Annotated in this window: 21 protein-coding genes; 5 read left to right on the top strand and 16 right to left on the bottom strand. The window is 54.8% G+C overall.

The genetic code is table 11. The annotated features are described in order from the left end of the window. Positions 1-60 precede the first annotated feature (60 nt). The 3 genes from F7R27_RS10470 to F7R27_RS10480 form a co-directional block, all read right to left on the bottom strand. Positions 61-1,356 carry a TRAP transporter large permease gene (locus tag F7R27_RS10470; RefSeq protein WP_151704212.1) on the bottom strand — a complete coding sequence of 432 codons (1,296 nt, stop codon included), beginning with the start codon at positions 1,354-1,356 and terminating at the stop codon, positions 61-63. Further along, a complete protein-coding gene (locus F7R27_RS10475; protein ID WP_338088398.1) occupies positions 1,356-1,898 on the bottom strand; it encodes a TRAP transporter small permease in 543 nt (180 codons plus the stop codon). Before F7R27_RS10475 ends, F7R27_RS10470 begins: the two co-directional genes overlap by 1 nt. A gap of 89 nt (positions 1,899-1,987) precedes the next feature. Beyond that, positions 1,988-2,962, bottom strand: a complete 975-nt coding sequence (locus F7R27_RS10480; protein ID WP_151704213.1) for a TRAP transporter substrate-binding protein — start codon at positions 2,960-2,962, stop codon at positions 1,988-1,990. Between the two features lie 176 nt (positions 2,963-3,138). On the opposite strand from F7R27_RS10480, the gene F7R27_RS10485 reads away from it, so the two are divergent. Then, positions 3,139-3,912 carry an SDR family NAD(P)-dependent oxidoreductase gene (locus tag F7R27_RS10485; protein WP_151704214.1) on the top strand — a complete coding sequence of 258 codons (774 nt, stop codon included), beginning with the start codon at positions 3,139-3,141 and terminating at the stop codon, positions 3,910-3,912. Between the two features lie 9 nt (positions 3,913-3,921). Then, positions 3,922-4,920 (top strand): acrylyl-CoA reductase (NADPH), encoded by a 999-nt coding sequence (gene acuI, locus F7R27_RS10490; RefSeq protein WP_151704215.1) that lies wholly within the window; start codon positions 3,922-3,924, stop codon positions 4,918-4,920. Positions 4,921-4,978: 58 nt separating this feature from the next. On the opposite strand, the gene F7R27_RS10495 is transcribed toward acuI, so the two are convergent. Next, a complete protein-coding gene (locus F7R27_RS10495; RefSeq protein ID WP_151704216.1) occupies positions 4,979-5,944 on the bottom strand; it encodes a zinc-binding metallopeptidase family protein in 966 nt (321 codons plus the stop codon). 193 nt (positions 5,945-6,137) lie between these two features. Between F7R27_RS10495 and F7R27_RS10500 the strand changes: the two genes are divergently transcribed. Then, positions 6,138-6,377 carry a hypothetical protein gene (locus F7R27_RS10500; protein WP_151704217.1) on the top strand — a complete coding sequence of 80 codons (240 nt, stop codon included), beginning with the start codon at positions 6,138-6,140 and terminating at the stop codon, positions 6,375-6,377. Positions 6,378-6,471: 94 nt separating this feature from the next. On the opposite strand, the gene F7R27_RS10505 is transcribed toward F7R27_RS10500, so the two are convergent. The 8 genes from F7R27_RS10505 to F7R27_RS10540 form a co-directional block, all read right to left on the bottom strand. Next, the gene (locus tag F7R27_RS10505) at positions 6,472-8,808 is read right to left on the bottom strand and encodes an ATP-dependent DNA helicase (protein WP_206060472.1); all 2,337 of its coding nucleotides are present in this window, start codon (positions 8,806-8,808) and stop codon (positions 6,472-6,474) included. A gap of 34 nt (positions 8,809-8,842) precedes the next feature. Then, positions 8,843-10,597, bottom strand: coding sequence for a VRR-NUC domain-containing protein (locus F7R27_RS10510; protein WP_151704218.1), 1,755 nt, complete (start codon positions 10,595-10,597; stop codon positions 8,843-8,845). 24 nt (positions 10,598-10,621) lie between these two features. Next, positions 10,622-11,818, bottom strand: a complete 1,197-nt coding sequence (gene lhgO, locus F7R27_RS10515) for an L-2-hydroxyglutarate oxidase (protein WP_151704219.1) — start codon at positions 11,816-11,818, stop codon at positions 10,622-10,624. Between the two features lie 67 nt (positions 11,819-11,885). Beyond that, positions 11,886-12,434 (bottom strand): biotin transporter BioY, encoded by a 549-nt coding sequence (locus F7R27_RS10520; protein ID WP_151704220.1) that lies wholly within the window; start codon positions 12,432-12,434, stop codon positions 11,886-11,888. Positions 12,435-12,495: 61 nt separating this feature from the next. Beyond that, the gene (locus F7R27_RS10525; RefSeq protein ID WP_151704221.1) at positions 12,496-13,104 is read right to left on the bottom strand and encodes an energy-coupling factor transporter transmembrane component T family protein; all 609 of its coding nucleotides are present in this window, start codon (positions 13,102-13,104) and stop codon (positions 12,496-12,498) included. Further along, positions 13,101-13,817, bottom strand: a complete 717-nt coding sequence (locus F7R27_RS10530; protein WP_151704222.1) for an energy-coupling factor ABC transporter ATP-binding protein — start codon at positions 13,815-13,817, stop codon at positions 13,101-13,103. The genes F7R27_RS10525 and F7R27_RS10530 overlap by 4 nt, the downstream gene beginning before the upstream one ends. Positions 13,818-13,902: 85 nt before the next feature. Next, positions 13,903-14,817, bottom strand: a complete 915-nt coding sequence (locus tag F7R27_RS10535) for a diguanylate cyclase (RefSeq protein WP_151704223.1) — start codon at positions 14,815-14,817, stop codon at positions 13,903-13,905. 5 nt (positions 14,818-14,822) lie between these two features. Continuing rightward, the gene (locus tag F7R27_RS10540; RefSeq protein WP_151704224.1) at positions 14,823-17,681 is read right to left on the bottom strand and encodes a response regulator; all 2,859 of its coding nucleotides are present in this window, start codon (positions 17,679-17,681) and stop codon (positions 14,823-14,825) included. A 281-nt stretch (positions 17,682-17,962) separates the two neighbouring features. On the opposite strand from F7R27_RS10540, the gene F7R27_RS10545 reads away from it, so the two are divergent. Together F7R27_RS10545 and F7R27_RS10550 are read left to right on the top strand one after the other, a co-directional pair. Further along, positions 17,963-18,793: a CvfB family protein gene (locus F7R27_RS10545; protein ID WP_151704225.1), complete on the top strand. Its 831-nt coding sequence runs from the start codon at positions 17,963-17,965 to the stop codon at positions 18,791-18,793. Between the two features lie 98 nt (positions 18,794-18,891). Next, a complete protein-coding gene (locus F7R27_RS10550) occupies positions 18,892-19,317 on the top strand; it encodes an acyl-CoA thioesterase (RefSeq protein WP_151704226.1) in 426 nt (141 codons plus the stop codon). A gap of 78 nt (positions 19,318-19,395) precedes the next feature. Here the strand turns inward: F7R27_RS10550 and F7R27_RS10555 are convergent, their stop codons facing one another. Genes F7R27_RS10555 through F7R27_RS10570 form a run of 4 tightly spaced genes read right to left on the bottom strand, consistent with a single transcriptional unit; the run spans position 19,396 to position 22,802 of the window. Beyond that, positions 19,396-20,016 carry an ABC-type transport auxiliary lipoprotein family protein gene (locus F7R27_RS10555; protein WP_151704227.1) on the bottom strand — a complete coding sequence of 207 codons (621 nt, stop codon included), beginning with the start codon at positions 20,014-20,016 and terminating at the stop codon, positions 19,396-19,398. Beyond that, complete coding sequence (locus F7R27_RS10560; RefSeq protein ID WP_151704228.1) at positions 20,013-20,924, bottom strand: MlaD family protein; 912 nt, start codon at positions 20,922-20,924, stop codon at positions 20,013-20,015. Before F7R27_RS10560 ends, F7R27_RS10555 begins: the two co-directional genes overlap by 4 nt. Beyond that, the gene (locus F7R27_RS10565; protein ID WP_151704229.1) at positions 20,921-21,700 is read right to left on the bottom strand and encodes an ABC transporter ATP-binding protein; all 780 of its coding nucleotides are present in this window, start codon (positions 21,698-21,700) and stop codon (positions 20,921-20,923) included. Before F7R27_RS10565 ends, F7R27_RS10560 begins: the two co-directional genes overlap by 4 nt. A gap of 4 nt (positions 21,701-21,704) precedes the next feature. Then, entirely contained in the window at positions 21,705-22,802 is a 1,098-nt protein-coding gene (locus F7R27_RS10570) for an MlaE family ABC transporter permease (RefSeq protein WP_151704230.1), read from the bottom strand. Between the last annotated feature and the right edge of the window lie 200 nt (positions 22,803-23,002).

The following is a 23,002-nucleotide window of genomic DNA, read 5'->3' on the forward strand; positions in this document are numbered from 1 at the left end:
TTTCACGGTCTGTAGCCCTGCTCAGTAGCTATAGCCAATAGCCCTAATCAATAGCACTAATCAATAGCCCATTGCTTTTGGCAACCAGGTGGCCAGACTTGGGGTAGCTGCCAGAATCAGTATGGTCAGGAGTATCGGTATCAGGAAGGGGAGTACCGATATCACGACCTGTGCATAGCGCAGGCGCGTGATTCCCACCATCAGAAAGAGTACCGTGCCGAAGGGTGGCGTGATAACACCCACCGACAGAGTGATCACCATGACAATACCAAAATGGATTGGATCTATTCCGGCAGCCAGAGCTGCAGGGACGACGATGGGTGTGAAAATCAGAATACTCTCAATCACCGACATGAAGCAGCCGATCAACAGGAAGAAGAGCACGAAGACCAGCAGCAGGAGAAAGGTCGGTACATCCATGCTGGCCACCTGACCGGCCAGCATCTGCGGTATGCCCATGCGGACCAGTATCCAACCATAGAAGCTGGATACGGCGATGATGAGCAAAATGGCAGCACTGAACATCAGCGTGCGCCTGAATGCCAGAAACAGGTCGGAGAATTTCAGGTCACGATAGACAAACATACCGAGAATCACGGCATACAGCGAAGCCACGGCACCGGCTTCTGTCGGCGTGAAGAATCCACCCCAGATACCGCCGACAATTATTGCCGGCATCATCAGTGGCAAAATCGCCCGCTTACCTGTACGTAATACCTCACGACCATCAAAGGGGGTGGGCTCCGGCATCTTGACCTTGCCTGCCATGCCCAACGCAACGGTCATGCCCATCAAGAGAAGGGCCATCAGAATGCCGGGTATCAGGCCAGCCATGAACAGTCCGCCGATACTGACATTGGCCAGCCAGCCATAGACTACCAGTGCGATACTGGGCGGCAGAATCGGCCCGATGACACTGGATGCCGCCGTAACACCTGCAGAGTAACCCAGATCATAGCCGCGCTCTTTCATCGCCTTTATTTCGATACTGCCAAGGCCTGCGGCATCTGCCACCGCCGTACCGGACATGGTGGCGAAAATGGAGCTGGCGACCACATTGGCATGGCCCAGACCACCCTTTGTGAAACCGACCAGTGCGGTGGCAAAGTCGAAGATCCGGGTCGTGGTCGAGCCGGTGTTCATGATGTTGGCTGCCAGAATGAACAGTGGGATAGCCAGCAGTGTAAAGTTGTTGAGTGTTTGCACCATACGCAGCGACAACAGCTCGACCGGGAGTCCGGAGGCGCCTGTCACGGCCAATGCGATAAAGGATGTTACCCCTATGGCCACTACCACCGGCAGGCCGATCGCCATCAGCACCAGCAATCCGCCAACAAAAATCAGTAACTCAACCATCAGTTGTCATCCCCGCCAGAGCCTTTGATAGACTGCCATTCCACTGGCCCTCTGAGGGTCTGCCACAGGGCCAGTATTGCCATGCCGACAAATCCGAGCAGAATGCCGTAATACAGCCAGGTAAAGCTGATGCTCAGTGATACGGTTTTGTTGTGTGCACTCATATAGGACATGATCCATGCTCCCCAGGCCGCCAGGGAAAAAAAGCTGCAGGAGATCAGCGCAACCAGTCGGTATTGCAAACCTTTAGCGAGCGATGACATACGGTGGCTGAACAGATCCACCAGCAGGTGTTCGCCTCTGACCCAGGCAGATATGGAGCCAAAACCAACCGCATAGATGATCAGCAGGGAGGCAATCTCTTCCGTCCAGGGCATGCTCAGACCGAGTACATCACGCACCACTACGGCAGAAACGATGATCAGTAATGTTGAGGCCAGCAGCAGTACGCCCATAGTGTCACACAGGCGAGTCAGAAATTTGAGCGCGTAAAAGGCTATACGATCGGGTAAGAAAGAGGGGGGCATCAGCGATCTGTTCAAGATCGTTTCTCCTTTGCGTAAGTCAGCACAACCCGGTGAAGTCAGCAGACCTTTCCGGGTTGTCGGATAAAACAGTATCTCAGGGGTTATCAGTTGCTGCCCAGAGCATCGTCCAGAACGCCATCCGCCATTTCGGATAGAATCCGCTCGATTGCAGGCATCGCTGCTTCACGGAAGGCATCCACATCCGGCTCAATGATGGTCATGCCATTATTTTCGAGTTGTTCGAGGTAATAGATATCCAGTTCGCGTTCACGCTCGGTGCCATGCAGGCGCGCCACATCGATCGCTTCAGTCAGAATAGCCTGATCATCGGCACTCAACGAATCCCACCAGCGTTTACTGGCCACCCAGTTCCAGGGGAACATTACGTGGCTGGTCAGAATGATATGGTCCTGAACTTCCCACAAGCGGCGGGTATAAGGGGAGGAGAGAGAGTTCTCATGTCCATCCACCTGACGGGTCTGCATCGCCAGATAGATCTCAGGCGCGGGAACGTTCACGACTTGTGCGCCAGCCTCTTCCCAGACCTGCAGCCATACCGGCAAGGAGGGAAGGCGCATGCGGAAGCCCTGCAGATCAGCCGGGGTATGTATCGCCTTGTTGGCCGTCATATGGCGCGGACCACGATGCTGTGTACCGAAATACTTCAAACCACCTGTCTGTTCGGCAACCTCAACCATTTTCAGACCTGACGGGCTCTCCATATAGGCATCGACATCCTCCCAGGTGGCGAACACAAAGGGCACGGTGATAGCGTCATACTGTGGGGCATATTGCTGGCGCCAGTTACCTCCAGTAAGGGATATCTGTGTCTGGCCCAGGTTCAGCAGCTCAAGGACGGCATTTTCACCACCGAGTGAGCCAGCCAGGAAAGGGCGGACATTGAATCGGCCCGGCGCTTTCTCCTCCAGATACTCAGCAAAACGCTCTACCGCCGCGCTCTCTGAGCCGCCTTCGCTCATGGTGTTATTGACTTGAATTTCGATGGGGTTGGCGAAGGCGAAGGGGGCTGAACTGAGCATTCCGATAGTCGCCAGAGTGGCAAACAGTTTCTTTTGCATGGGTTGTCATCCTGTTGATTTTGTTTTTATTGGTGAAACAGTGCATATTAGTTTTCATTGATACTACAACATGGATATGGCCCGGGCAACGATAAGGAGATCCGGAACGATTTTCATGATTGTTTGATGGCATTATTGATTCAGTACCATCACAGATGACAGATAGAGGAATCAGGATGAACAGGGAAAAGAAGGTCGCCTTCATCACCGGTGCCACATCCGGAATCGGTCAGGCCTGTGCGCAATGTTTTGCAGAGGCAGGCTGGGCTCTGGTGATTACGGGCAGGCGAGAAGGTCGCCTGATCGAGGTGCGTGATCAGCTCTCCGTGTTGACAGATGTACATGCTGTCACACTGGATGTAACCGATGATACGGCGGTGTGCGCAGTCGTGAATGCGTTACCCGACGCCTTCAGCCAGATTGATCTATTGATTAATAACGCAGGCCTGGCGCTGGGTAAGGGACCTGCTCAGGAAGCGGACCTTGTCGACTGGCATCGAATGATCGATACCAATATCAAAGGGCTGGTCAGTGTTACCCATGCACTTTTGCCGCGTATTCTGGCAGCAGGCCCTGGAAGTACAATTATCAATATCGGTTCCATTGCCGGACACACCCCTTATCCGGGTGGGCATGTCTATGGTGCAACCAAGGCATTTGTGGAACAGTTCAGCTATAACCTGCGCTGTGATCTCAGCAGCAGTGGGGTCAGAGTCACGGATCTGGCACCGGGCATGACAGAGAGCGAATTCACACTGGTGCGCATGAAAGGTGACAAGAGTATCACCGACGATTACTACAAAGGCACCCGGGCGCTGATGCCCGAGGATGTGGCGCAACAGGCACTGCATATCGCTCAGTTGCCGCCACATGTGAACATCACGCGACTGGAGGTGACGCCGCTGTGTCAGCAATGGTCACCCTTCACCATTTTGCGCGATTCAGACTAAGAGGTAAGCATGAATAACGATACTTTCAAGGCTCTACTGCTGGAACAGGATACCGAGGGCAAGACACTGGCCAGCATCAAACAGCTGACCCAGAGTGATCTGCCGGATGAGGAGGTGCTGGTCGCGGTGGATTACTCCAGCCTCAACTACAAGGATGGCCTGGCAGTCACAGGCACTGGCAAGATTGTACTGAGCTGGCCGCTGGTGCCGGGGATTGATCTGGCCGGTCGTGTGGTGGAGTCGCGCAGTGATGCGTTCAAGCCCGGCGATGCCGTGGTGCTGACCGGCTGGGGTGTGGGGGAACGCTTCTGGGGTGGCTATGCACAATTGCAACGTGTGAAGCCTGAATGGCTGGTGCCTCTGCCCGATGGGATGACTGCGCGACAGGCGATGGCGATCGGCACGGCGGGTTTTACAGCGATGCTTTGTGTGATGGCGCTCGAGGCTGGCGGTGTCACTCCTGATCAGGGGCCGGTGGTTGTAACCGGAGCAGCCGGGGGTGTGGGCAGTGTTGCAGTGGCGCTGTTAGCACGGGCCGGTTATCAGGTGACGGCAGTCACCGGGCGCGAATCGACGCATGCTTATCTGCGTGAGTTGGGTGCCAGCGAGATCATCTCCCGTGATGAAATGCAGCAACCAAGCCGGCCACTGGAGAAACAACGTTGGGCAGGTGCGGTGGATACCGTGGGTGGCCCGATACTGGCGCGGGTACTGGCGGAGGCAAATTATGGCGCCACGATCGCCGCGTGTGGCCTGGCCGGTGGCTACCAATTGCCGACCTCGGTGATGCCTTTTATCCTGCGTAATGTTCGGCTGCAGGGCGTGGACTCGGTGATGTGCCCTCTGGCTCAACGTCAGGTTGCCTGGCAGCGTCTGGCACGTGATCTGCCAGCCCAGGTGTTGGAGGGGATGATCGAAGAGGTAGCATTGGAGGGCGTGCCAGAAAAGGCAGCTCAGATTCTGAAAGGTCAGGTGCAGGGCCGAGTGGTGGTGAATCTTCAGGGTTAAAGAAACGCGCCTGATATCAAGGCGCGTATCGATTGACTCCCCAACTGAATATATCCCATCAAAAACCCAATGCCCCGCGACGTAACCAGTTGTGCACAAAGGCTAGTTTTCGATGAGCAGTTTCAGATAAAACGAAAGGATAAATATCTGATAAACCCATTGATCGGTTAATATGATTGATACGAATTGCCAGTGTTGTCGCTACGTGAACTAGTAAACCACAATCAGGCTCGGAATATGGGTCCCAGTTATGCAGAGGAAGCTCTGGAGATTTTAATCCTGTGGTAACAAAGCTATCGGCAATGTCCGTTAAGTGTAAAAGATGCGCAGCCGTTTCAGCCCAGTCTTCATGAGGATGAGCCGACGCATAGCTGGTCAAATAAAACATTTCCCAGTCACTGGGAGGTCCTTGATGATAATGCTCTTTCAGTGCAGCCGTATAGTCGGTTCGTTCGTCGCCAAACATTTCTCGAAATGCAATCAAGAAATCCTCTCGTAAGCTCAACCGCCACCATAACATATGAGCAATTTCATGACGCATGTGGCCTATCATAGTCCGATAAGGTTCATCCAGCGCTTCTCTGCGAGTGACTCGAACTACGGGGTCTGCTTCGGATACACTAATGGTGATAACACCATCGCCATGGCCCATTCCGGCAGGTGTAAGTCCATCAGCCAGCATATGAAAAATCGGGCGAGTTCCTGAGTCTTCAGGTCTGAACCAATGCCAGCGACCTAAATTATCGAGCGCCCAGCGTTTTGCGGCTTCGGTATCTGCCCAATTTGATATCGCGTTGGGGAGCTTAGGGTCGGGAGCCAGGCGAGTCATGGCACAGGAGCGACACAAGGCACCTTCCTCGTGTGCAATCCAGTTGCAACTAATGATCTCACGGTTGGCACAGAACGGCGCTACTGGAATAAATGCTCGTGCCTGAGGATCATAACCGACGGGAGTACCTTCAGCGGTTGTCAGATTGTGAAACCAGATAGTCCCGGAACCCACTGGGTTGGAAAATACATACATTTAAGGCTCCTTGCTGACTCCGAAGTAAAGGTAAACCTATACCCTTTCCGGCAGGAAAACTACCTTCCTGTATAAATGCTATTATATTTTTCCACAACCTACTGGCGTACAGTTAATACTGAAGGCGATAGCAAAGGATAGTGAAGATTTAACTATTTTTGATCATTCCACTAAAGCATCGATGGTTCGATTATTGGCTAAGGGTATGGATGAAAATGTCACTCTAAATCGTTTGTACTCTGATCAAATTTCCGGTGAAGAATTTCCTGAAGCGGAAGGTATTATATGGCTAATGGAAGAGTTGTCGAAGGATAGTTTGTCTCGTGAGTTTTTTGTTACCAGTTCCAGTTTTTGGCTTGAAGATATACTGGAGCTTGCTGAATTTGAAGCTGATATTTATGTTGATGAAAATGACGAAGATGAGCAAAATTAAATTATTGATCCTCTACACAACATTTGACGGCCGGGCTCAACTCCACCTAGAGCGCGGATTGGTATTTCGTCAGTCTGTGCCGTGATCCAAGGCCTCAACCATCCACCTGCCACCAGGTCGGTAGCAATTGTTTCACTTCGGGCCGGTTGAAGCGGTCATCGATCAGGATGATCGTGCCGCAATCTTCCGGTGTCCGTATCACTCGGCCAGCGGCCTGGATCACTTTCTGCAGGCCGGGGTAGAGGTAGGCGTAGAGATAGCCTGTTTGATTCCGGTTGTGTGAGCCTGCTGGAGCGTGAGATCCAAAGCGCTGCTGCAGGCGCTGCTTCAATATTTCCTGTAATGGGCTGTAAGGCGGGAGACCCAGCGTTGCGATCATCGCTCCGATCAGGCGCTTGCCCGGCAGGTCGATCCCCTCACCGAACACGCCGCCAAGCACGGCAAAACCCACACCTCGACCCTCCTCCCTGAACTGCGCCAGAAAGTCGCGCCGATCCTGTTCCGCCATGCGGCGGGTCTGGCACCAGATCGGAATATCGGGAGCCAGTTGTGCCACTGCTTGCTGTATCGCATCCAGATAGGCAAAGCTGCTGCAATAGATCAGATAGTTGCCGGGCTGTTGCTGATACTGCTCTGCGATCAGGTCTGCAATCGGTTGTACCGAAGCGTTTCGGTGTGTATAGCGTGTGCTGATGCGCGACTCGATACGAACCTGAAGCTGTCCTGCACTGAAGGGAGAGCCAACAGACTGGCAGTGGGTGGTGTCGGGTAATCCCAGCAGGTCGCGGTAGTAGAGCGGCGGTGACAGGGTTGCCGAGAAGAGTATGCAGCTGTGGGTTTGACTGAAACGGGGCTGAAGAAAATCAGCCGGGATAAGATTGTGGATCGACAGCACCGCTTTGCCGCGCCCCTCGCGGCTGAGTTCACAGATCGAGTGATCGTCCAGAGTTTCCAGCAGTTTTACAAAAGCGAGGGCCTCGAACATCAATTGCTGTAAGCGGGCATCGGCTGCGGCTTCCGTCAGATAGTCGGTTATTGCCGATGCGAGGCCTTGCAGGCTTTGGGAAAAACCTTCCGGTATTGTCGCCAACCAGGTTGATGGAGCGGCATCCTCACCGAGTGATCCGGCTTCTGCTGCATCCTTGATCAGTTGATTCCACTGACGTGCCATGCGTTGCAGAGGCTTTTTCAGTGCTGCTTTCAGTGCTTCTTTCTGTACTACAGTTGCCTCCCGCTTGATCTCCAGCAGCTGTTGCTGGTGCAGGTTGATGCTGTACATGCCGCGTGCGCGGGTGATCAGGTTATGGGCTTCATCGATCAGTAGCGTGACCCGCCACTCATTCTGCCGGGTCAGGGCGTGGAGCAGGGCGTACTGGTCGAAGAAATGGTTAACATCGGCTACCACCAGATCACACCAGCGCGCCATCTCCTGCCCCAGATAGTAGGGGCAGATCTGATGAGCCAGAGCGATCTGTCGCAGTGTCTCCCTATCCAGCGGCACTGAGGATGCAGCGGCGGATGCGCGGGCAGCAGGCAGGCGATCGAAGAACCCCTTTGCCAGTGGGCAAGACTCGCCATGACAGGCGAAGGTTGGATGTTCACAGGCTTGCTCCCGAGCGGTCAGCTCCAGTACACGCAAGGTCACAGGTTCGGACTGGCTGCGCTGTAATTGCTGGATAGATTCCAGCGCCAGTTGTCGTCCGGTATTGCGCGCAGTCAGAAAGAACAGACGATCCTGTTTGCTGCGTGGCATAGCCATCAGGGCCGGGTAGAGGGTGCCCAGTGTTTTACCCAGGCCTGTCGGAGCCTCCAGCATCAGATGGCGTTGGCTGAGGATCGCCTTGTAGACATTCTCTGACAGGGCACGCTGGCCTTCACGAAAATCGGCAAAAGGGAATCGCAGGCTTGTCAGTTGCGTATCTCGTGCCAGCCTGTGCGCTGCCTCCTGCTCAGCCCAGTGGCGATAGGCGTGGCACAGGTTTTCCAGTTGCTGCCAGAGCTCTTGGGCACTTGCTATGTCTGTCAGGCGTGTTTCGTGATCGCGCCCGATGTCGAAGTAGATCAGTGCCAACTCGATCGTGTCAAAACCAGCCTCGGCGCAGAGCAGTGCACCATACACACGCAACTGTGCCCAGTGCAGCGCCTGTTGAGCTGCTGAGATGCGCGACAGATCACCGCGATGAGTCTTGATCTCCTCCAGGCAACGTTTGACCGGATCAAAGCCATCGGCTCGCCCCTTGAGTTCCAGTCCTTCACACTCGCCGCTGATCAATCGCTCGGATTGATAGTGATGATCACGACGACGAGTAACCCGGCCATGCCCCTCGATCCCCTCCTGCGCCGTCGGGGAGGGGGTGTAGCGATGATCAAGATCGCCGCTGCGAGCAGCAAATTCGCAAAGGGTTCGGACGGCGACCTTGATCAGTGCCATCTTGCCATACTCATGAGATTAACCTGGGGTCCTCTCATTCAGCGTTTTTCCAGCGGACATGACACACGCAGAGATCAACCTTCCGCTGCATCAAGTAATGGAGCCAACGGGTCTGATGATCCTGCAACCGATCACCAGGTCCCTTCACCTCAATCAGACGGTAGCGCTTCTGCTCGGGCCAGAACTGGATCAGATCCGGCAGACCGGCACGATGCTCACGCAGATCGCGTAGAAAACGTTCAAAAATCTGCCTCAGATCAGCAGCCGGGATACAGGTCAGTGCCAGCTCGAGTGTCTCCCGTGGCAGCAGCGGCCAGTAAATGAACGGGGTAGTGATCCCCTGTTTGGCCTGCCAGTTATGCAGGATCTGCTCCGCGTAGCTGCCATCTTCAAGCTGGCTCAGGCACTGATCGAACAGTGTCTGGCGCCGCGCGACAAAATCCTCTCGGTAGAGATCCGCCGGGGCTGCATGAAACGGATGAAAGAAGGCACCCGGCAGCGGGGCGTATAACGCATCCCAGCAGAGCAGGGCGAAGAGGGCGTTGAACAGGGTGTTCTCGACATAGCAGGCCGGTGCATCGGGTTCGGACAGATGCTCGGCCACGGCCAGCTCAACTGAAGGGTGTGGAGGCAATGACAGTGTATGTGTCGGGATCGAACGTTTGCCCGAAATAGACGGCTCAGGCTTAGGTTGACACACAGGGGGGTAGTCAGGGCCATTCAGAGGATGTTGTGGATCAGATAATGCCGTCTGCAATCGCTTGCGGATACGGGTGTAGAGACGCTGCAGACTCAGGGCTTCCGCCTCATTGATTGGCTGCGCAAGTGCTTCGCAGAGGATCGGCCAGGCTTGCTCGATCTGGCCCTGACGCTCCAGTACGCGCAGTCGTCGTACACGCGCTTCACGATGGCGGCTGATTCGATAGGTGTCCAGTGCCAGTTCGGTCAGCCCCTGTCGCTCGGCCGTCTGTGCCAGCGTGAATAGCAACCGTGCCCGACGTGCTTCCAGCCAGGGGTTGTCCAGCGGTTCGGGTGGTACGGATGCTATCAGTCTCTCTGGTGGGATACCTTCATCCAGTTGCTCCCGGCAATGGTGCAGCTTCAGATAGCTGTTCACCTCATCCCGCTGGCTGAATGCCCGTGAGTCAGGGCTGAAGGGGATAGGCTCGTAGGTCTGATGTCCCAGTTCGGTCAGCACAAATTCTGACCAGTCTTGGCGCAGATTACCGAAGAACATCAACCTGACGCGATCAAACAGTGGCATCTGTATGAGTTTGATCAACCGGCCCTGAGCTTCTGGCCACCAATGGTGCAGAGTCTCTGTTTTCTCGGCCAACTCAGGCAGTGAGGTCAGTGCCTCCAGCAATTGGGGTTTGGTGGTTGAGCGGGCGAGGCCGAGGGAGGCCAGTTGATCCTGAAAGCAGCTCATCAACTCGGTGCGAGTCAGCAGTTTGAACAGTTGGGCCAGGTTCACTTCAGGATCTGGGTCGATCAACCCGGCATCAATCAGCGCGGGCAGGGCGTTTGTAATATCCCCTATCTCGGCATAGATCAGCTTGTTGCTGCGAAACAGATCGCCCTTGCGCATCACCATCCGCACCAGCAACGCCTGACTGGGCTGTGGCAGGCTCAAAAAGTCTGTCAGTCTGCCCAGTTCATCAGAGAGCAGTAGATCGGCATGACGCTCCAGGACCCAGCACAGCACACTCTTCATGTTGCTGAGATAGTAGAGTGGATTGTCCAGCGAGGCGCTGCTGAAGGTGTGTGGGCGGTTGAGGGTGGTTGCCATACGGCCAGTCCTTAAGTTCAGCCCTCAAGCATCCAGTTGCGCTTTCACCTTGTCAACTATATAGCGGCCAATCGGGATTGAAGAGGTGGCCGCAGGCGAGGGTGCGTTGCAGACGTTCACACTACGGCGCGTATTCACAAACAGGAAGTCATCCACCAACTTGCCATCCGGCGTGATCGCTTGTGCCCGCACGCCTGCAGGATAAGGGGTCAGGTCCGCTTTGGTGATGCTGGGGCAGTATTTGCGAACCTCCTCCAGATAGGCGCCCTTGAGCAGCGAGTTTTTCATCTCCACCAGGCCTGGACGCAGGTTGCGAGCGAGCATTTTCAGAATGCCAGGATTGCTCAGCATCTGCAGCAGATCCTTCGGTGAGATGTCCCGCTTGCGATAGCCCTCTCGCTTCAGGGCCAGCACCGCATTGGGGCCGACCGTAACAGTGCCGTCGATCATGCGGGTCAGATGCACGCCCAGAAATGGCATGGAGGGGTCTGGGATCGGGTAGATAAGATGGTTGACGATGCGGTTATGCTGCGCCGGCAGCAGGTAGTATTCGCCACGGAAGGGGCAGATGGTGAAACCGGGATCGATACCCAGCATGCGCACCACACGATCGGCCATCAGGCCGGAGCAGGAGATCAGAAAGCGGCTGCTGAAGATCTCGTTGCGGGTGGTGATGCGGATTTCGCTGTCAGTTTCACTCAGGGCTGTGACTTCCTGATTATAGTGGATGGTACCACCGAGCGATTCGAACACCCGCCCCATCGCCTGAGCCACCTGTGCATAGTTGACGATGCCACTGGAGGGCACGAAGATGCCACCGATGCCGGTGATATGGGGTTCGCGATCTTTCAGTGCCTCGCCTGACAGCCATTCACGTTCCAGACCATTGGTTTCCGTACGCTCCCATAACGCCTGCATCCGCTGCATCTCCAGCTCATTGGTCGCAACCAGCAACTTGCCGCAGATATCGTACTTCACCTGATGTTCATCACAGAACTCGCGCATGGCGCGGTTGCCTTCAAGGCAGAACTTGGCCTTCAGACTGCCGGGCGTGTAATAGACTCCGGCATGGATGACGCCGCTGTTGTGACCGGTCTGATGCTGTGCCGGGCCTGACTCCTTCTCCAGCAGTGCAATTTTTCGGTCGGGGTAGGTCTGGATCAACTGCATGGCGGTGGACATGCCGATGATGCCACCGCCGATAATGATAAAGTCGTACACGCGCTACTTCCTGCTGATGAGTGTTAATGGGCGATGATTAGGGTGATGAGGTTCAGGATGAATAGGCTCAGTGACGAGTTGCAACAGCGCCCGGCAAGCCTCGCATCACCGCTTGAGCGACTACAGCCGTAATTACCGCTTTGACCAGATCACCTGGAATAAATACCGCCATGATGGTGATCGAGTCTTGCCAGCCACGCCCGGTGACCAGCTTGAAGCCGGTGATGCCGAAAATATACAGAATCACGATGCCGCCAAACACAGCCGCCAGCAGCGTGGCCGGAAATACCGGCATCCGGCGCAGCCACAGTGCCATATAGCCAGTGGCAAACGCAGCAAAGGGGAAACCGATGGCAAAACCGGCGGTCGGGCCGACAAATACGCCCAACCCACCTCGGCCACCTGATAGCAGCGGTGCACCCAGTGCCACCACAAAGATAAACAGCGCCATCGACAGCGCGCCACGCCAGGGGCCGAGCATGATACCGGCCAGCATCACACCCAGCGTCTGGGCCGTGATCGGGATGCCGGTGACGAAGGGAACGGGGGGAATAAAGCCCAGTGCAGCGATCAGTGCCGCGTAGAGAGCGATCTGGACCAGCGTTTTATCTTTCATGTTGAGTTATCTCTTTTTCTTTTTGGTGTTAGTGAAGTCAATTGTTTTCAAGGAGCATTTTTTATGGAGCTTTTCGGCTGATGCCACCACGGGCCGCCAATGCTTCGGATACGGTATCCGACAGACGGATCGCCTGGATTGTCATCGGAATCGCCAGTCGCCAGACCTGTTTGCCGCCGCCTCGGGCGCGCCAGGCCTCCAGCAAACTGTCGAGCACCGCCATCAACACTGGGATGAACCGGATCAGCAGTGTCACGGCGAATGCGATGCGGCGGGTGTCCACACCCAACCAGCGCAGTGGCGCAAACAATGGCATCACGGCATCCATCATTGCCTCCATGCGTGTGGTCATGGTGATCAGGTTAGCCAGCAGAATCAGTGTGCTCATGCGCAGGATCAGGCTCAGCCCCTCTTGCCAGCCAACGCTCCACCACTGCAGCAGGAACATCAGTGCGAACAGCGGCAGTAGTGGCCGCAGCAGTTTCAGTTGCCGCAGGGCCTGTCTGCCCAGCGACCAGTACAGCAGCAGGGTTCCGATCATCATCGTCGCCAGCAACCAGAGATTGATCACCGGATAGAGGGCAATGCTGATGGCAGCCAGAATAAGCAGCTTGAAGCCGGCAGGCTGGCGGTGCAGCCAGCTTTGCTGTCCCAGATAGAGGCTGATCACAGACCGGCTCCGTCGCGCGCCTGCTGCTGATATTCGGGCAGCACCAGATCCGGTGGTCCATCCCGGTAGACGCGCCCTTGCTGCAACCAGATGATACGATCAAAATGTTGCAGTGTTTCCAGTTCGTGGCTGATCATCAGTATCTGCTGTGGCAGTGTTTCGAGCAGAGCGAGTAGTTGATAGCGCGTCGGCAGATCCAGTGCAGAAAAGGGTTCATCCAGAATCAGTACATGCGGCTGCATCAGTAACACCGACAGAATACAAACCAGTTGTTTCTGTCCATCCGACAGGCTGTGTACCGGTCGATCCGCCCAGTCGCTGCGATTATGTTCTGCCAGTAGCGCATGTGCGGACTGTCGAGCCTGCTTCTGCGTTTGTCCCTGATTGAGCAGACCGAAGGTCAGTTCCTCTTCAACGGTCGGGAAGATGATCTGATGATCCGGGTTCTGAAAGATAAAGCCGACATGCGCCGACATCCGTTCAGGCCCCACGGTGGGGTTCTGGCCGCACACGGTGATATCGCCGCTGTCGGCCTGTAACAGACCATTGATCAGCCTGACCAGCGAGCTTTTGCCTGAGCCGTTGTGTCCGATCAGGCCGATACGTTGTTCGTACAGATCCAGTGACAGATCCTTCAGCACAGGCTGTCCGTCACGACTCAGAGAGACGTTGAGAAAGGAGATGCCATGGGGGGCTGCTGATGGATTGATCATGTGGTGAATCGAGCCTTGAACTGGAGCGGGCCATTATATAGACAGGGGAGGTCTTTTCACAGGAGGCTGAAGGGGGTCCGCAGCGTCAGGTTAATGAAGATCCAACACGGTTACGTCCATTCTTTTTGGCCCGATACAGCATCTGATCAGCCTGCTTCAACAGCATCTGCGGTGTGAGGTTGTTGCTCGGAATCATGGCAGCGCAGCCCAGGCTGATCGTGACATGATGAGCCACCGCAGAGCACTCATGCGGGATCTGCAGCTCCTCGATGCTTTGCCGCCAGCGCTCAGCCATCTGCATAGCACCTTGCAGATCCGTATGAGGAAGCACAGCGATAAACTCCTCACCACCATAGCGCGCCATCATGTCGCTGGGGCGATTTAGTGTATTGAACAGCGCTTTGGCGACTGCCTTGAGGCATTGGTCACCCGCACCATGACCGTAGTGATCGTTATAGGCTTTAAAGAAGTCGATATCCGACATGATGATGGCTAGTGATTGCTGCTCTCGCATCCCTCGTTTCCACTCATTATTGAGCGCCTCATCCAGTCGACGTCGATTGGGGACGCCGGTCAGGCCATCGATCAGAGCGAGAGTTTCCAGCATATCGGTTTTGATCTTCAGGCTGATATGGTTGCTCACTCTGGCCTTGACGATCGCAAGGTGGAAGGGTTTGATAATATAGTCGACCGCACCGGCCTGCAGGCCCCGCTCCTCATCAATGACATCCCCTTTGGCGGTGACGAAGATGACTGGGATATTTTGTGTAGAGGGGGTGGATTTTAGTTTGTGGCAGACTTCATACCCATCCATCTCCGGCATCATCACATCCAGCAGAATCAGATCGGGGCGTGATTCGGATGCATTCGCGATTGCCAGGGCGGTTGCTCCATTCGTGGCAACCTTGACTCGGTACTCCCCACGCAGGGCCTCGGCCAGAACCTGAATATTGGCCGGGACATCATCGACAATCAGAATCAGCGGGCTGGTGTCAGGCATGGGTATCAGAGCTCCTCGGCCTGGCATTCAGTGAATTGCTTCAGTAGTGCTGCAGCACTGGCATAGTCAAAGCTGTCGATCAACTGTTCAAACTGTTGCAGCTTGGTACTGAATGGGTGGTTGCCTATTGCTTCCCTGAAACTGCGAATCAGCTCTGGCGCTATATAGTCGTAACCCTCAAGCAAGCGGGCCATTTTGTTAGCGAGTTCGGCAGACAGTACAGGGTCATGCTGGCCGTTCTGGGGCAGGCTGTCTTCAGTGTCATGATGACAGGTCAGGCTGGCAATACTGTCCAGTACCTGCTTCATGGCTTGCCTGAAAGGTTCCAGGTCGAGGAGGGGCGCACCGCTTTTCAGAAATTGCTCCAGTTTTTCCGCTTCGCGATGAACTTCGCTTGCCCCAAGATTGGCTGCTGTGCCCTTGAGCAGATGAAGCTGAGCTATCGCGTCCTGGTGGTTGCCGGACTGAATCAGAAGATCCGTCTGCTCGACACAATTGAAGAACCCTTCATGAAATTGCAGCAGCAGTTTATATAGCAGTTGCTTGTTGCCACCCAGCAATGAAATGATACCTTCCAGCTCAAATCCCGGTAGCGTGTCCGGCAACGCGATCGCCTTTCCGGCATGGATCTGTTTCATCTGTGGGCTCGCACTGTGCTGAGCCGGATGAATCCACTTGAGCAGGGTGTCAAGCAGTACATCCGGCAAAAGCGGCTTTGCAACATGATCGTTCATGCCGGCTGACAGGCACTCTTCCTGATCTCGCATCATCACGGAGGCTGTCATGGCTATAATGGGAAGGTTGACAAAGCGCGGGTCACGACGGATCTGACGTGTGGCTTCAAGTCCATCCATGACTGGCATTTGCAGATCCATCAGAATGCCATCGAAGGACTCAGCTTCGAGTGCTTGCAATGCCTGTGCACCATTTTCTGCCAGAGTTGCCGTGATACCCAGTCGTAGCAGAAACTCTCTGGCCACTAGTTGATTGATCTCATTATCCTCAACCAGTAACAGGTGGGCGCCCTGCAGTTGAGCAGGCAGCTGATCTGACTGTTTCCGAGAGGCTGTTGTGGTGGAAATTTCTGCTGCTGATATCCCCTTTTTGCCCTGAACCAGCATGATCGTATCGAACAACCCCGACGCCGTCACCGGCTTGGAAAGTGTAGCATCCAACCTTAACCCTTTTGCTTCTGCACTCAATTGCTCCTGACTGTAGGCAGAAACCATGATGATGGTGGGCATGTGAGTGACTTTGCCCTGATCTGCCAGTGCTGCAATGCGTCTGGTCAGCTCCAGTCCATCCATACCGGGCATGCGCCAGTCGGTCAGCAGTAACTCAAAGGTTTCACCGATCGTGTGACGCTGCTCAATCAGGGTCAGAGCCTCCTCACCCGTCGCCGCTTCGGTAACCTCAAACTGCCAGTGGCTGAGCATATCCACCAGTACCATGCGCGAGATTTCCAGGTCATCGACCACCAGCACACGCATACCGTGCAGATCCGGCAGGTTGTATCTGGCGCTGAAGCGCTGGGCGACCGGGAAATCAAGTGTAAAGCGGAAGCTGCTGCCTTGTTCCGGTAATGAGTCTACGCTGATCTCACCACCCATCTTTTCCACCAGATGCTTGCTGATCGACAACCCCAGTCCGGTTCCGCCATATTTTCTGCTGGTAGAGCCATCTGCCTGCGTAAAGGCGGTGAACAGGCGGCTGATCTGCTCGGCATTCATGCCGATTCCTGTGTCATGAATATTGAAGATGAGTCTGGCAGTACCGGACTTCAGCGATACCAGTTCTATATGGGCGTGAATAGTGCCATGTTCGGTGAACTTGATCGCATTTCCTACCAGATTGTTCAGTACCTGGCCCAGTCGTAACGGATCGCCTATGAGTAAGGGGGGGATGGCGTTATCCACCTGAAATACCAGTTCCAGATCCTTCTTTTCTGCACTGAAAGCAAACAGATTTGCCACACTTTCCAGCACCTCTTCCAGCGAAAATTCCGTACTTTCAATCTCCAGTCTGCCAGCTTCAACTTTGGAGTAATCGAGGATGTCGTTGATGATAGTCAGCAAAGCGGTGGAGGAGGCGTGGATCTTGCCGGTGTAATCACGAAGTCTGGTGGGTAGTTCCATCTCCAGCATAAGGCGCGAGAGCCCGATAATCGCATTCATCGGGGTACGTATTTCATGGCTCATATTAGCCAGAAATTCACTCTTGGCCCGATTCGCTTCTTCCGCCGCTTTATGGGCGGTGATCAGTTCCTGTCTGGAGGCCTTGATCTCAACAGTTTGTTGCGCGAGCGTCTCCAGAGCAGCCTTGAGCTGGCGATTGGTTTCCGATACCTCATTGGCGCGGCTCAGAACTTCTGATTGTGTCTGGGGCTTTCCGGGCTGAATGTAAGTGTTGGCAGCAGCCTCCTGGGCCAGTACAAAATCGGTGATGTCTTCGGCATGGTGCAGGATAAAGGCAACTTCACCGGCCTGATCAAAAACCGGAATGTTGATCGGGCTCCAGTAGCACACCTCAAACCCGTTTTTTCCATCACGCCGTGGTATATCATATTTCTGAACGCCCATGCTGTCCTTGCATTTTTCATGGACAACACGCTCCAGTGATAGGCGCAGAGAGTTGAGGTTGTCGGTGAGGAGATCATCAGGATTTTCCGGGAACACATCAAAAACGCCACGCCCGATAATCTCGCTGCGTCGTGTCCCAGTCGCGGTCAGATAGCTGTCATTGACGGCTGATATGGTGTATTGCCCATCTGCCTGCAAGATCAGATACGGATTGGGGCTCTGCTCAAACAGTAGCTTAAAGTCTGGCTGGACTGCTTCCTGGCGTCCATTCGTGGTCTGGCTCATGTTTATACCATGTTGTCAGATGACTCAGTTCATCCCTGTTTTATGTTCCGGTACTACAGACGCCTGTTAAAAAATATGGCTAATTGGTGCTGTCCCGAGTTTCCAGTCCTGACCGAAAAACGCCCATGACATGGATAAGTCCCAGTGCATCACGTACAATTCTTTGTTAAGTGTAGATCACTTCCTGTATTTTTGTATATTTAAGGTATCTGTTTGTTTTTTATAATATTTATAGTCTTTGTCTGTTTGAATCGACAAATGAAGCTGATTGGAGAGACACTGTGATCGAGCTGGGCCGGCTGAATACTCTGAGTGTGATGCGCATAGTGGAGTTTGGTGTTTACCTGGATGGTGGCGACAAGGGCGGTATCCTGCTGCCACAGAAAGAAGTGCCCGAGGAGTGTCAGATCGGTGATCAGCTTCGAGTGTTTGTCTACCTCGACAGCGATGATATGCCGGTTGCCACTATGAAAAAGCCCAGAGCGCAGGTAGGTGAGTTTGCCTCGTTGGTGGTGGCCGATACCAATCAGGTCGGCGCGTTTCTCGACTGGGGGCTGCCCAAACAACTGTTCCTGCCCTTTGCCCAGCAGGCAAAACCGGTAGAACCGGGTCAGCGCTGTATCGTTTATCTCTATATCGACAACTCAGGTCGTATTGCAGCTTCCGCCAAGCTGGAAAAGTTTCTTGATAAAACCCCGTGCGACTATACACCGGGTCAGACGGCAGAGCTGCTGTTCTGGCGCCGTACCGATCTGGGCTATCTGGCGATTGTGGATCACCGCTATCTGGGCATGCTGCATAATCAGGACCTGTTCCGCGAGATACGCAGTGGACAGACTGTGCACGGCTTCATCAAACAGGTGCGCGAAGATGGCAAAATCGATGTGATGCTGGAAAAGCCCGGCTACGCTAAAGTCGACCCGCTGGCACAACAGATACTGCAGTACCTCGAGATCAAAGGCGGCCAGTGCCAACTGAACGATAAAAGCTCCCCTGAAGAGATCAAGGAGCTGTTTGCCGTCAGCAAGAAGGCGTTCAAAATGGCCCTCGGCAATCTGCTGAAACAGGGGCTGATCCGCCAGAATGAGCAGGGGATTGAGAGGGTTGAGTGAAGGGCTGCTCTATTGGATCTTGTTGACAGAGAGATATCAAGGTAGCTTATTATTAAACCGGTGACCACTCAGATCTGATCATGCGAGAGAGAAGATCAATGCAACAACAAGACAATACCACCGCCCGTGGCCGACTCACCATTCGCACCCTGGCAATGCCATCCGATACCAACCCTTCGGGTGATATTTTCGGCGGCTGGGTGCTGTCACAGATGGACCTGGCTGCCGGTATCTGCGCCGGTCAGCGTGCCCAGTGTCGCGTTGTCACTGTCGCTCTGGATAGTATGAGCTTCATTCGGCCCGTGAAAGTAGGGGACATTCTGGGTGTCTATACCGAAGTATGCCGGGTTGGACGCAGCTCACTCAATATTCATGTCGAATGCTGGGTCAGACGAGGCCGTATCGGCAAGCGTGAAAAAGTCACCGAGGCAGTGTTCAAATTTGTCGCCCTGGATGACGAGGGCAAGCCGACCAAAGTGCCAGATGCCCACTCATTGCCACCTTATGTAGAAAGTGAGTTTTAAGCTCAGTTTGCCTTGAACAGTTTTGAATAGGTCAGGTGAAGGTACCTAACCTGCAAAATACTTTGCTGAATGATGCTGTCACCGACCGCTCTCTGCCACCACCCGCTCCAACTGCTCTGGCAAACCTTCCAGCCAACTCTGTACCCAGTGTTGGCTGGCCGCCGCCATGCCGGGTGCGCTGATCTCACTTAGTGTTTCCGTCTGTTCCCATTGCCAGCGAGCAAGCGGTTTGCCTTCGGCAGTCAACAGGTCGGCGTACAGGGCGATGGCCAGCGTGCCGGCTAGTTGATCAAGGTGCCAGGTGTGCAGAGTAATGCTCAGGCGGTAGGTGGCATCAATGCCTGGCCTATCCTGATGGACGCTGATCTGCGAGAGTTGATCTGCCAGATAGTCAACGCTGATGCGCTGCAATTGCTGAGGCAGGGGCTCGCTCCAGATATGGTCGCGAAAGGGCATCAACTGGTTGGGAGCGGGCTGATACCAGATGTTGCGGCTGTTCAGGGCCGGTGTGGATTGTGGGCGCTCGACTACCAGGGTCTGGGTGTCTGCAGCATAGTGTTTGGCGCGGCTTTCCTGTGATTTGCCCAGCGGCGCAAGCTGAAGCTGCAAGGGAGCGGGCCCCGCTTCAGGCAGCAGAGTACAACCGCTGATCAGCAGCAGGCTAAGGCAGGTCAGGAGCTGGGTGCGTCCTTGTCTCATGGGTTTTCTCCAGGGCCGGGCGGCAGTGAGGCCGGGCCGGTTATCAGACTGTTACTTTCGCGTTTGAACTGTTCCAACAGTGTTTCGAGCTCAGACAAGATTGATGGCAGTTGCCGGGTGGTGGCCTGGCCATCACGTGACAGCAGCTCTATCTGGCGGGTCGCCTTGTCCATACTCTGCGTCAGGCTGTCGGCCAGGTTCTGTCCCATCTGTTCGATAGCCACTGGCCAGTCTTCGCTCTGGGTCTGTAGCTGGCGAGTGAAATCAGTCAGAGCCTGTGCCATCTCTTCATAGGGTTTCAGATCCAGTTGAGCGACCTGTTGGTCAGCGGTTGATGCCAGTGACTCTACGGCAGCCAGCATATTGCTCAACTGCTGCCTCATCTCGGCATCGGTCAACTGGCTGATCTGGCGTGTCAGTTCGTTCAGGTTGTCTGCCAGATCATTGAAGCGAGTGAGTGAGTCACTCAGTGCATCGGTGATCTGCAACAGGCGTGAGGCCTGACTGCGTATCACAGCTGGGTCACTGTCTGATGTTTCCAGATAGGCGCTTTGACCATCGCCGCCATTGATCTCGACAAACAACAAGCCGGTAATACCCTGATTCTGCAGGGAGGCCACTGAGTTCTCGCGGATAGGTGTTTGTGGATCGATGCGAAGATCCAGGCGTACGCGCCCCTCCACGTCGGTATCCAGTGATATACGCTCAACGATACCCACAGGCACGCCCAGATAGCGCACACTGGCGCGTTCATTCAGCCCCGCCACGGATTCGGTGAAATAGGTGATGTAGAGCTGTCGCTCCTGATGACGCTGATCCTGCGTCATCCAGGCAATCATACCCAGCCCCAACAGCAGGAGGAGTACAACAAATGCACCGACCAGCGTGTAGTTGATGCGTGGATTCATTCTTCGGACTCCATTTTGATCGCCGCGCGTCGTGCACGGGTGTTGGCAAAGTAGTGTTGAATTTCGGGATGTTCATGTGCCGACAGGTCATCCATCGGCAGCTTGGCCAGTACGCGCTTCTCGCCCAGAAATGCCACCTGATCAGTCACACGCCACAGTGAATCGAGATCGTGGGTAACCAGAATCAGCGTCAGATCCAGCGTGGCATGCAGCTCCAGCAGCATCTCGTCAAAGGCACTGGCTCCGGCGGGGTCAAGGCCAGCGGTGGGCTCATCCAGCAACAACAGGCCTGGGTCGAGTGCCAGTGCGCGGGCCACGGCAGCTCGCTTCAGCATACCACCGCTGAGTTCCTGCGGATATTTCCATGCGGCCAGATCGGGCAGGCCGGTCAGACGCAGCTTGAGCATCGCCAGCTCTTCCAGCAGGCTGTCGGGCAGAGATTGATGTTCGCGAATCGACAGCATGATGTTTTCCAGCACCGTGAGGCTGGAGAAGAGGGCGCCCTGCTGAAACATCATGCCGATCTTTTTCCTCAGGCCTGCCATCTGTCCGGTTGTCAGCTCTGTGACGGGAAGGCCGAACAGTTTGATTTCACCTTCATCGGCCTCCTGCAGCAGTGCAATCTCGCTCAGCAGCACCGATTTGCCACAGCCACTGCCACCAACCAGAGCAAGACGTTCGCCGCGTATAACGGTCAGATCGAGATTTTTGTGCACCTCGTGGCTGCCGAAACGGGTTGCGAGGCCTTTAATATCGACCAGTGTTGTTTGTGTCATCGTCTCACCAGCCCAGTTGTGCAAATAGAATGGAGAAGATGGCGTCGGCGATGATCACCAGAAAAATACTCTGCACCACGCTGCGGGTTGTACGACGCCCTACCTCTTCGGCACCACCCTTTGCCAACAGACCCTGCATGCAACCGACATTAACGATCAGCAGTGCAAACACCGGAGCCTTGATCAGGCCGACCCAGAAATGAATCACATCCACACTGGAGCCAAAGCGCTGAATGAACTCGATTGGGCTCAGCTCCAACTGCAGAGATGCCACCAGCATGCCGCCACCGATACCGGCCGCCATCGACAGAATCGTCAGCAGTGGCATCACCAGCATCAGCCCGATAAGTTTGGGCAGAATCAGCCAGGCGTAGGGGTCCTGGCCCAGACTTTTCAGGGCCAGTATCTCCTGATTCATCTGCATGGTCGCCAGTTGCGCGGCATAGGCGGAGCCGGAGCGGCCAGCGACGATGATGGCGCAGATCAGCGGAGACAGCTCGCGCAGCAGTGTCAGGGATACCAGCTCAACGATAAAAATGTTGGCGCCATAAGTAGCAAGCTGCAGGCCACCCTGATAGGCGATAACAGCACCGAGCAGAAAGGCCAGCAGGGCGATGATCGGCACCGCATGCAGGCCATCTTTCTGTAAAACATCCAGCACCATTTTGATCTTGAGCTCGCCAGGGTGGCGGAACAGTCTGAGCACAAGAGCGCTCAAACGACCAAAAAAATTCAGCAGTTCCTGGCCATGGCCAGCAGATTCAACTGTCCGCTTTCCGAGATCAGCCAGCCAGTTGAGTGAGGGCTCAGGTTCCGGAGTGTCTCCGCTGCGCGCGGCAACCAGCTCCAACAGGCGTGTCTGATCTGGTGTCAGCCCCTTGGGCCAGGCGTCCGGGGATGGGCCGATCAGCTTGAGAAGCTGCAGTGCGCCGTTGGTATCCATCTGGCCGAGACTGGCACTGATCGAGTGCGACTTATCCAGCCGCACATCATTTATCAGGCGTACCAGCTCTTTCAGATAGCGTGTATCCCAGTCGCCTGCCAGCAGGATTCCCGCATCATCCTGATGGATAGCGGGGGGTGTCTGTGTGTCCTTATCCATCAATTGCTCAATCCGGAGAGATGCATCCAGTGCCCGGCATTATCGCCGGTTCCGGGTTGCCGATCTATATCAGTATTCTACTATCTACCTACTATCCAGTATCTTGATCCAGCCATCAAGTTATTCGGATCAGCAGCTCAGTGCGCAATCTGACTAACCAATTGGACAGCAGGTTGTCAGAAACGTCGTTTATCTTTATC

The sequence above is a fragment of the Nitrincola alkalilacustris genome (assembly GCF_008973755.1).
In the GTDB taxonomy this organism is placed as follows: Bacteria; Pseudomonadota; Gammaproteobacteria; order Pseudomonadales; family Balneatricaceae; genus Nitrincola; species Nitrincola alkalilacustris.

Coding starts and splice junctions, on each gene's coding strand:
- F7R27_RS10470 (WP_151704212.1), bottom strand. CDS start 1,356: ATGGTTGAGTTACTGATTTTTGTTGGCGGATTGCTGGTGCTGATGGCG.
- F7R27_RS10480 (WP_151704213.1), bottom strand. CDS start 2,962: ATGCAAAAGAAACTGTTTGCCACTCTGGCGACTATCGGAATGCTCAGT.
- F7R27_RS10485 (WP_151704214.1), top strand. CDS start 3,139: ATGAACAGGGAAAAGAAGGTCGCCTTCATCACCGGTGCCACATCCGGA.
- acuI (WP_151704215.1), top strand. CDS start 3,922: ATGAATAACGATACTTTCAAGGCTCTACTGCTGGAACAGGATACCGAG.
- F7R27_RS10495 (WP_151704216.1), bottom strand. CDS start 5,944: ATGTATGTATTTTCCAACCCAGTGGGTTCCGGGACTATCTGGTTTCAC.
- F7R27_RS10505 (WP_206060472.1), bottom strand. CDS start 8,808: ATGGCACTGATCAAGGTCGCCGTCCGAACCCTTTGCGAATTTGCTGCT.
- F7R27_RS10510 (WP_151704218.1), bottom strand. CDS start 10,597: ATGGCAACCACCCTCAACCGCCCACACACCTTCAGCAGCGCCTCGCTG.
- F7R27_RS10520 (WP_151704220.1), bottom strand. CDS start 12,434: ATGAAAGATAAAACGCTGGTCCAGATCGCTCTCTACGCGGCACTGATC.
- F7R27_RS10530 (WP_151704222.1), bottom strand. CDS start 13,817: ATGATCAATCCATCAGCAGCCCCCCATGGCATCTCCTTTCTCAACGTC.
- F7R27_RS10535 (WP_151704223.1), bottom strand. CDS start 14,817: ATGCCTGACACCAGCCCGCTGATTCTGATTGTCGATGATGTCCCGGCC.
- F7R27_RS10540 (WP_151704224.1), bottom strand. CDS start 17,681: ATGAGCCAGACCACGAATGGACGCCAGGAAGCAGTCCAGCCAGACTTT.
- F7R27_RS10550 (WP_151704226.1), top strand. CDS start 18,892: ATGCAACAACAAGACAATACCACCGCCCGTGGCCGACTCACCATTCGC.
- F7R27_RS10555 (WP_151704227.1), bottom strand. CDS start 20,016: ATGAGACAAGGACGCACCCAGCTCCTGACCTGCCTTAGCCTGCTGCTG.
- F7R27_RS10560 (WP_151704228.1), bottom strand. CDS start 20,924: ATGAATCCACGCATCAACTACACGCTGGTCGGTGCATTTGTTGTACTC.
- F7R27_RS10565 (WP_151704229.1), bottom strand. CDS start 21,700: ATGACACAAACAACACTGGTCGATATTAAAGGCCTCGCAACCCGTTTC.
- F7R27_RS10570 (WP_151704230.1), bottom strand. CDS start 22,802: ATGGATAAGGACACACAGACACCCCCCGCTATCCATCAGGATGATGCG.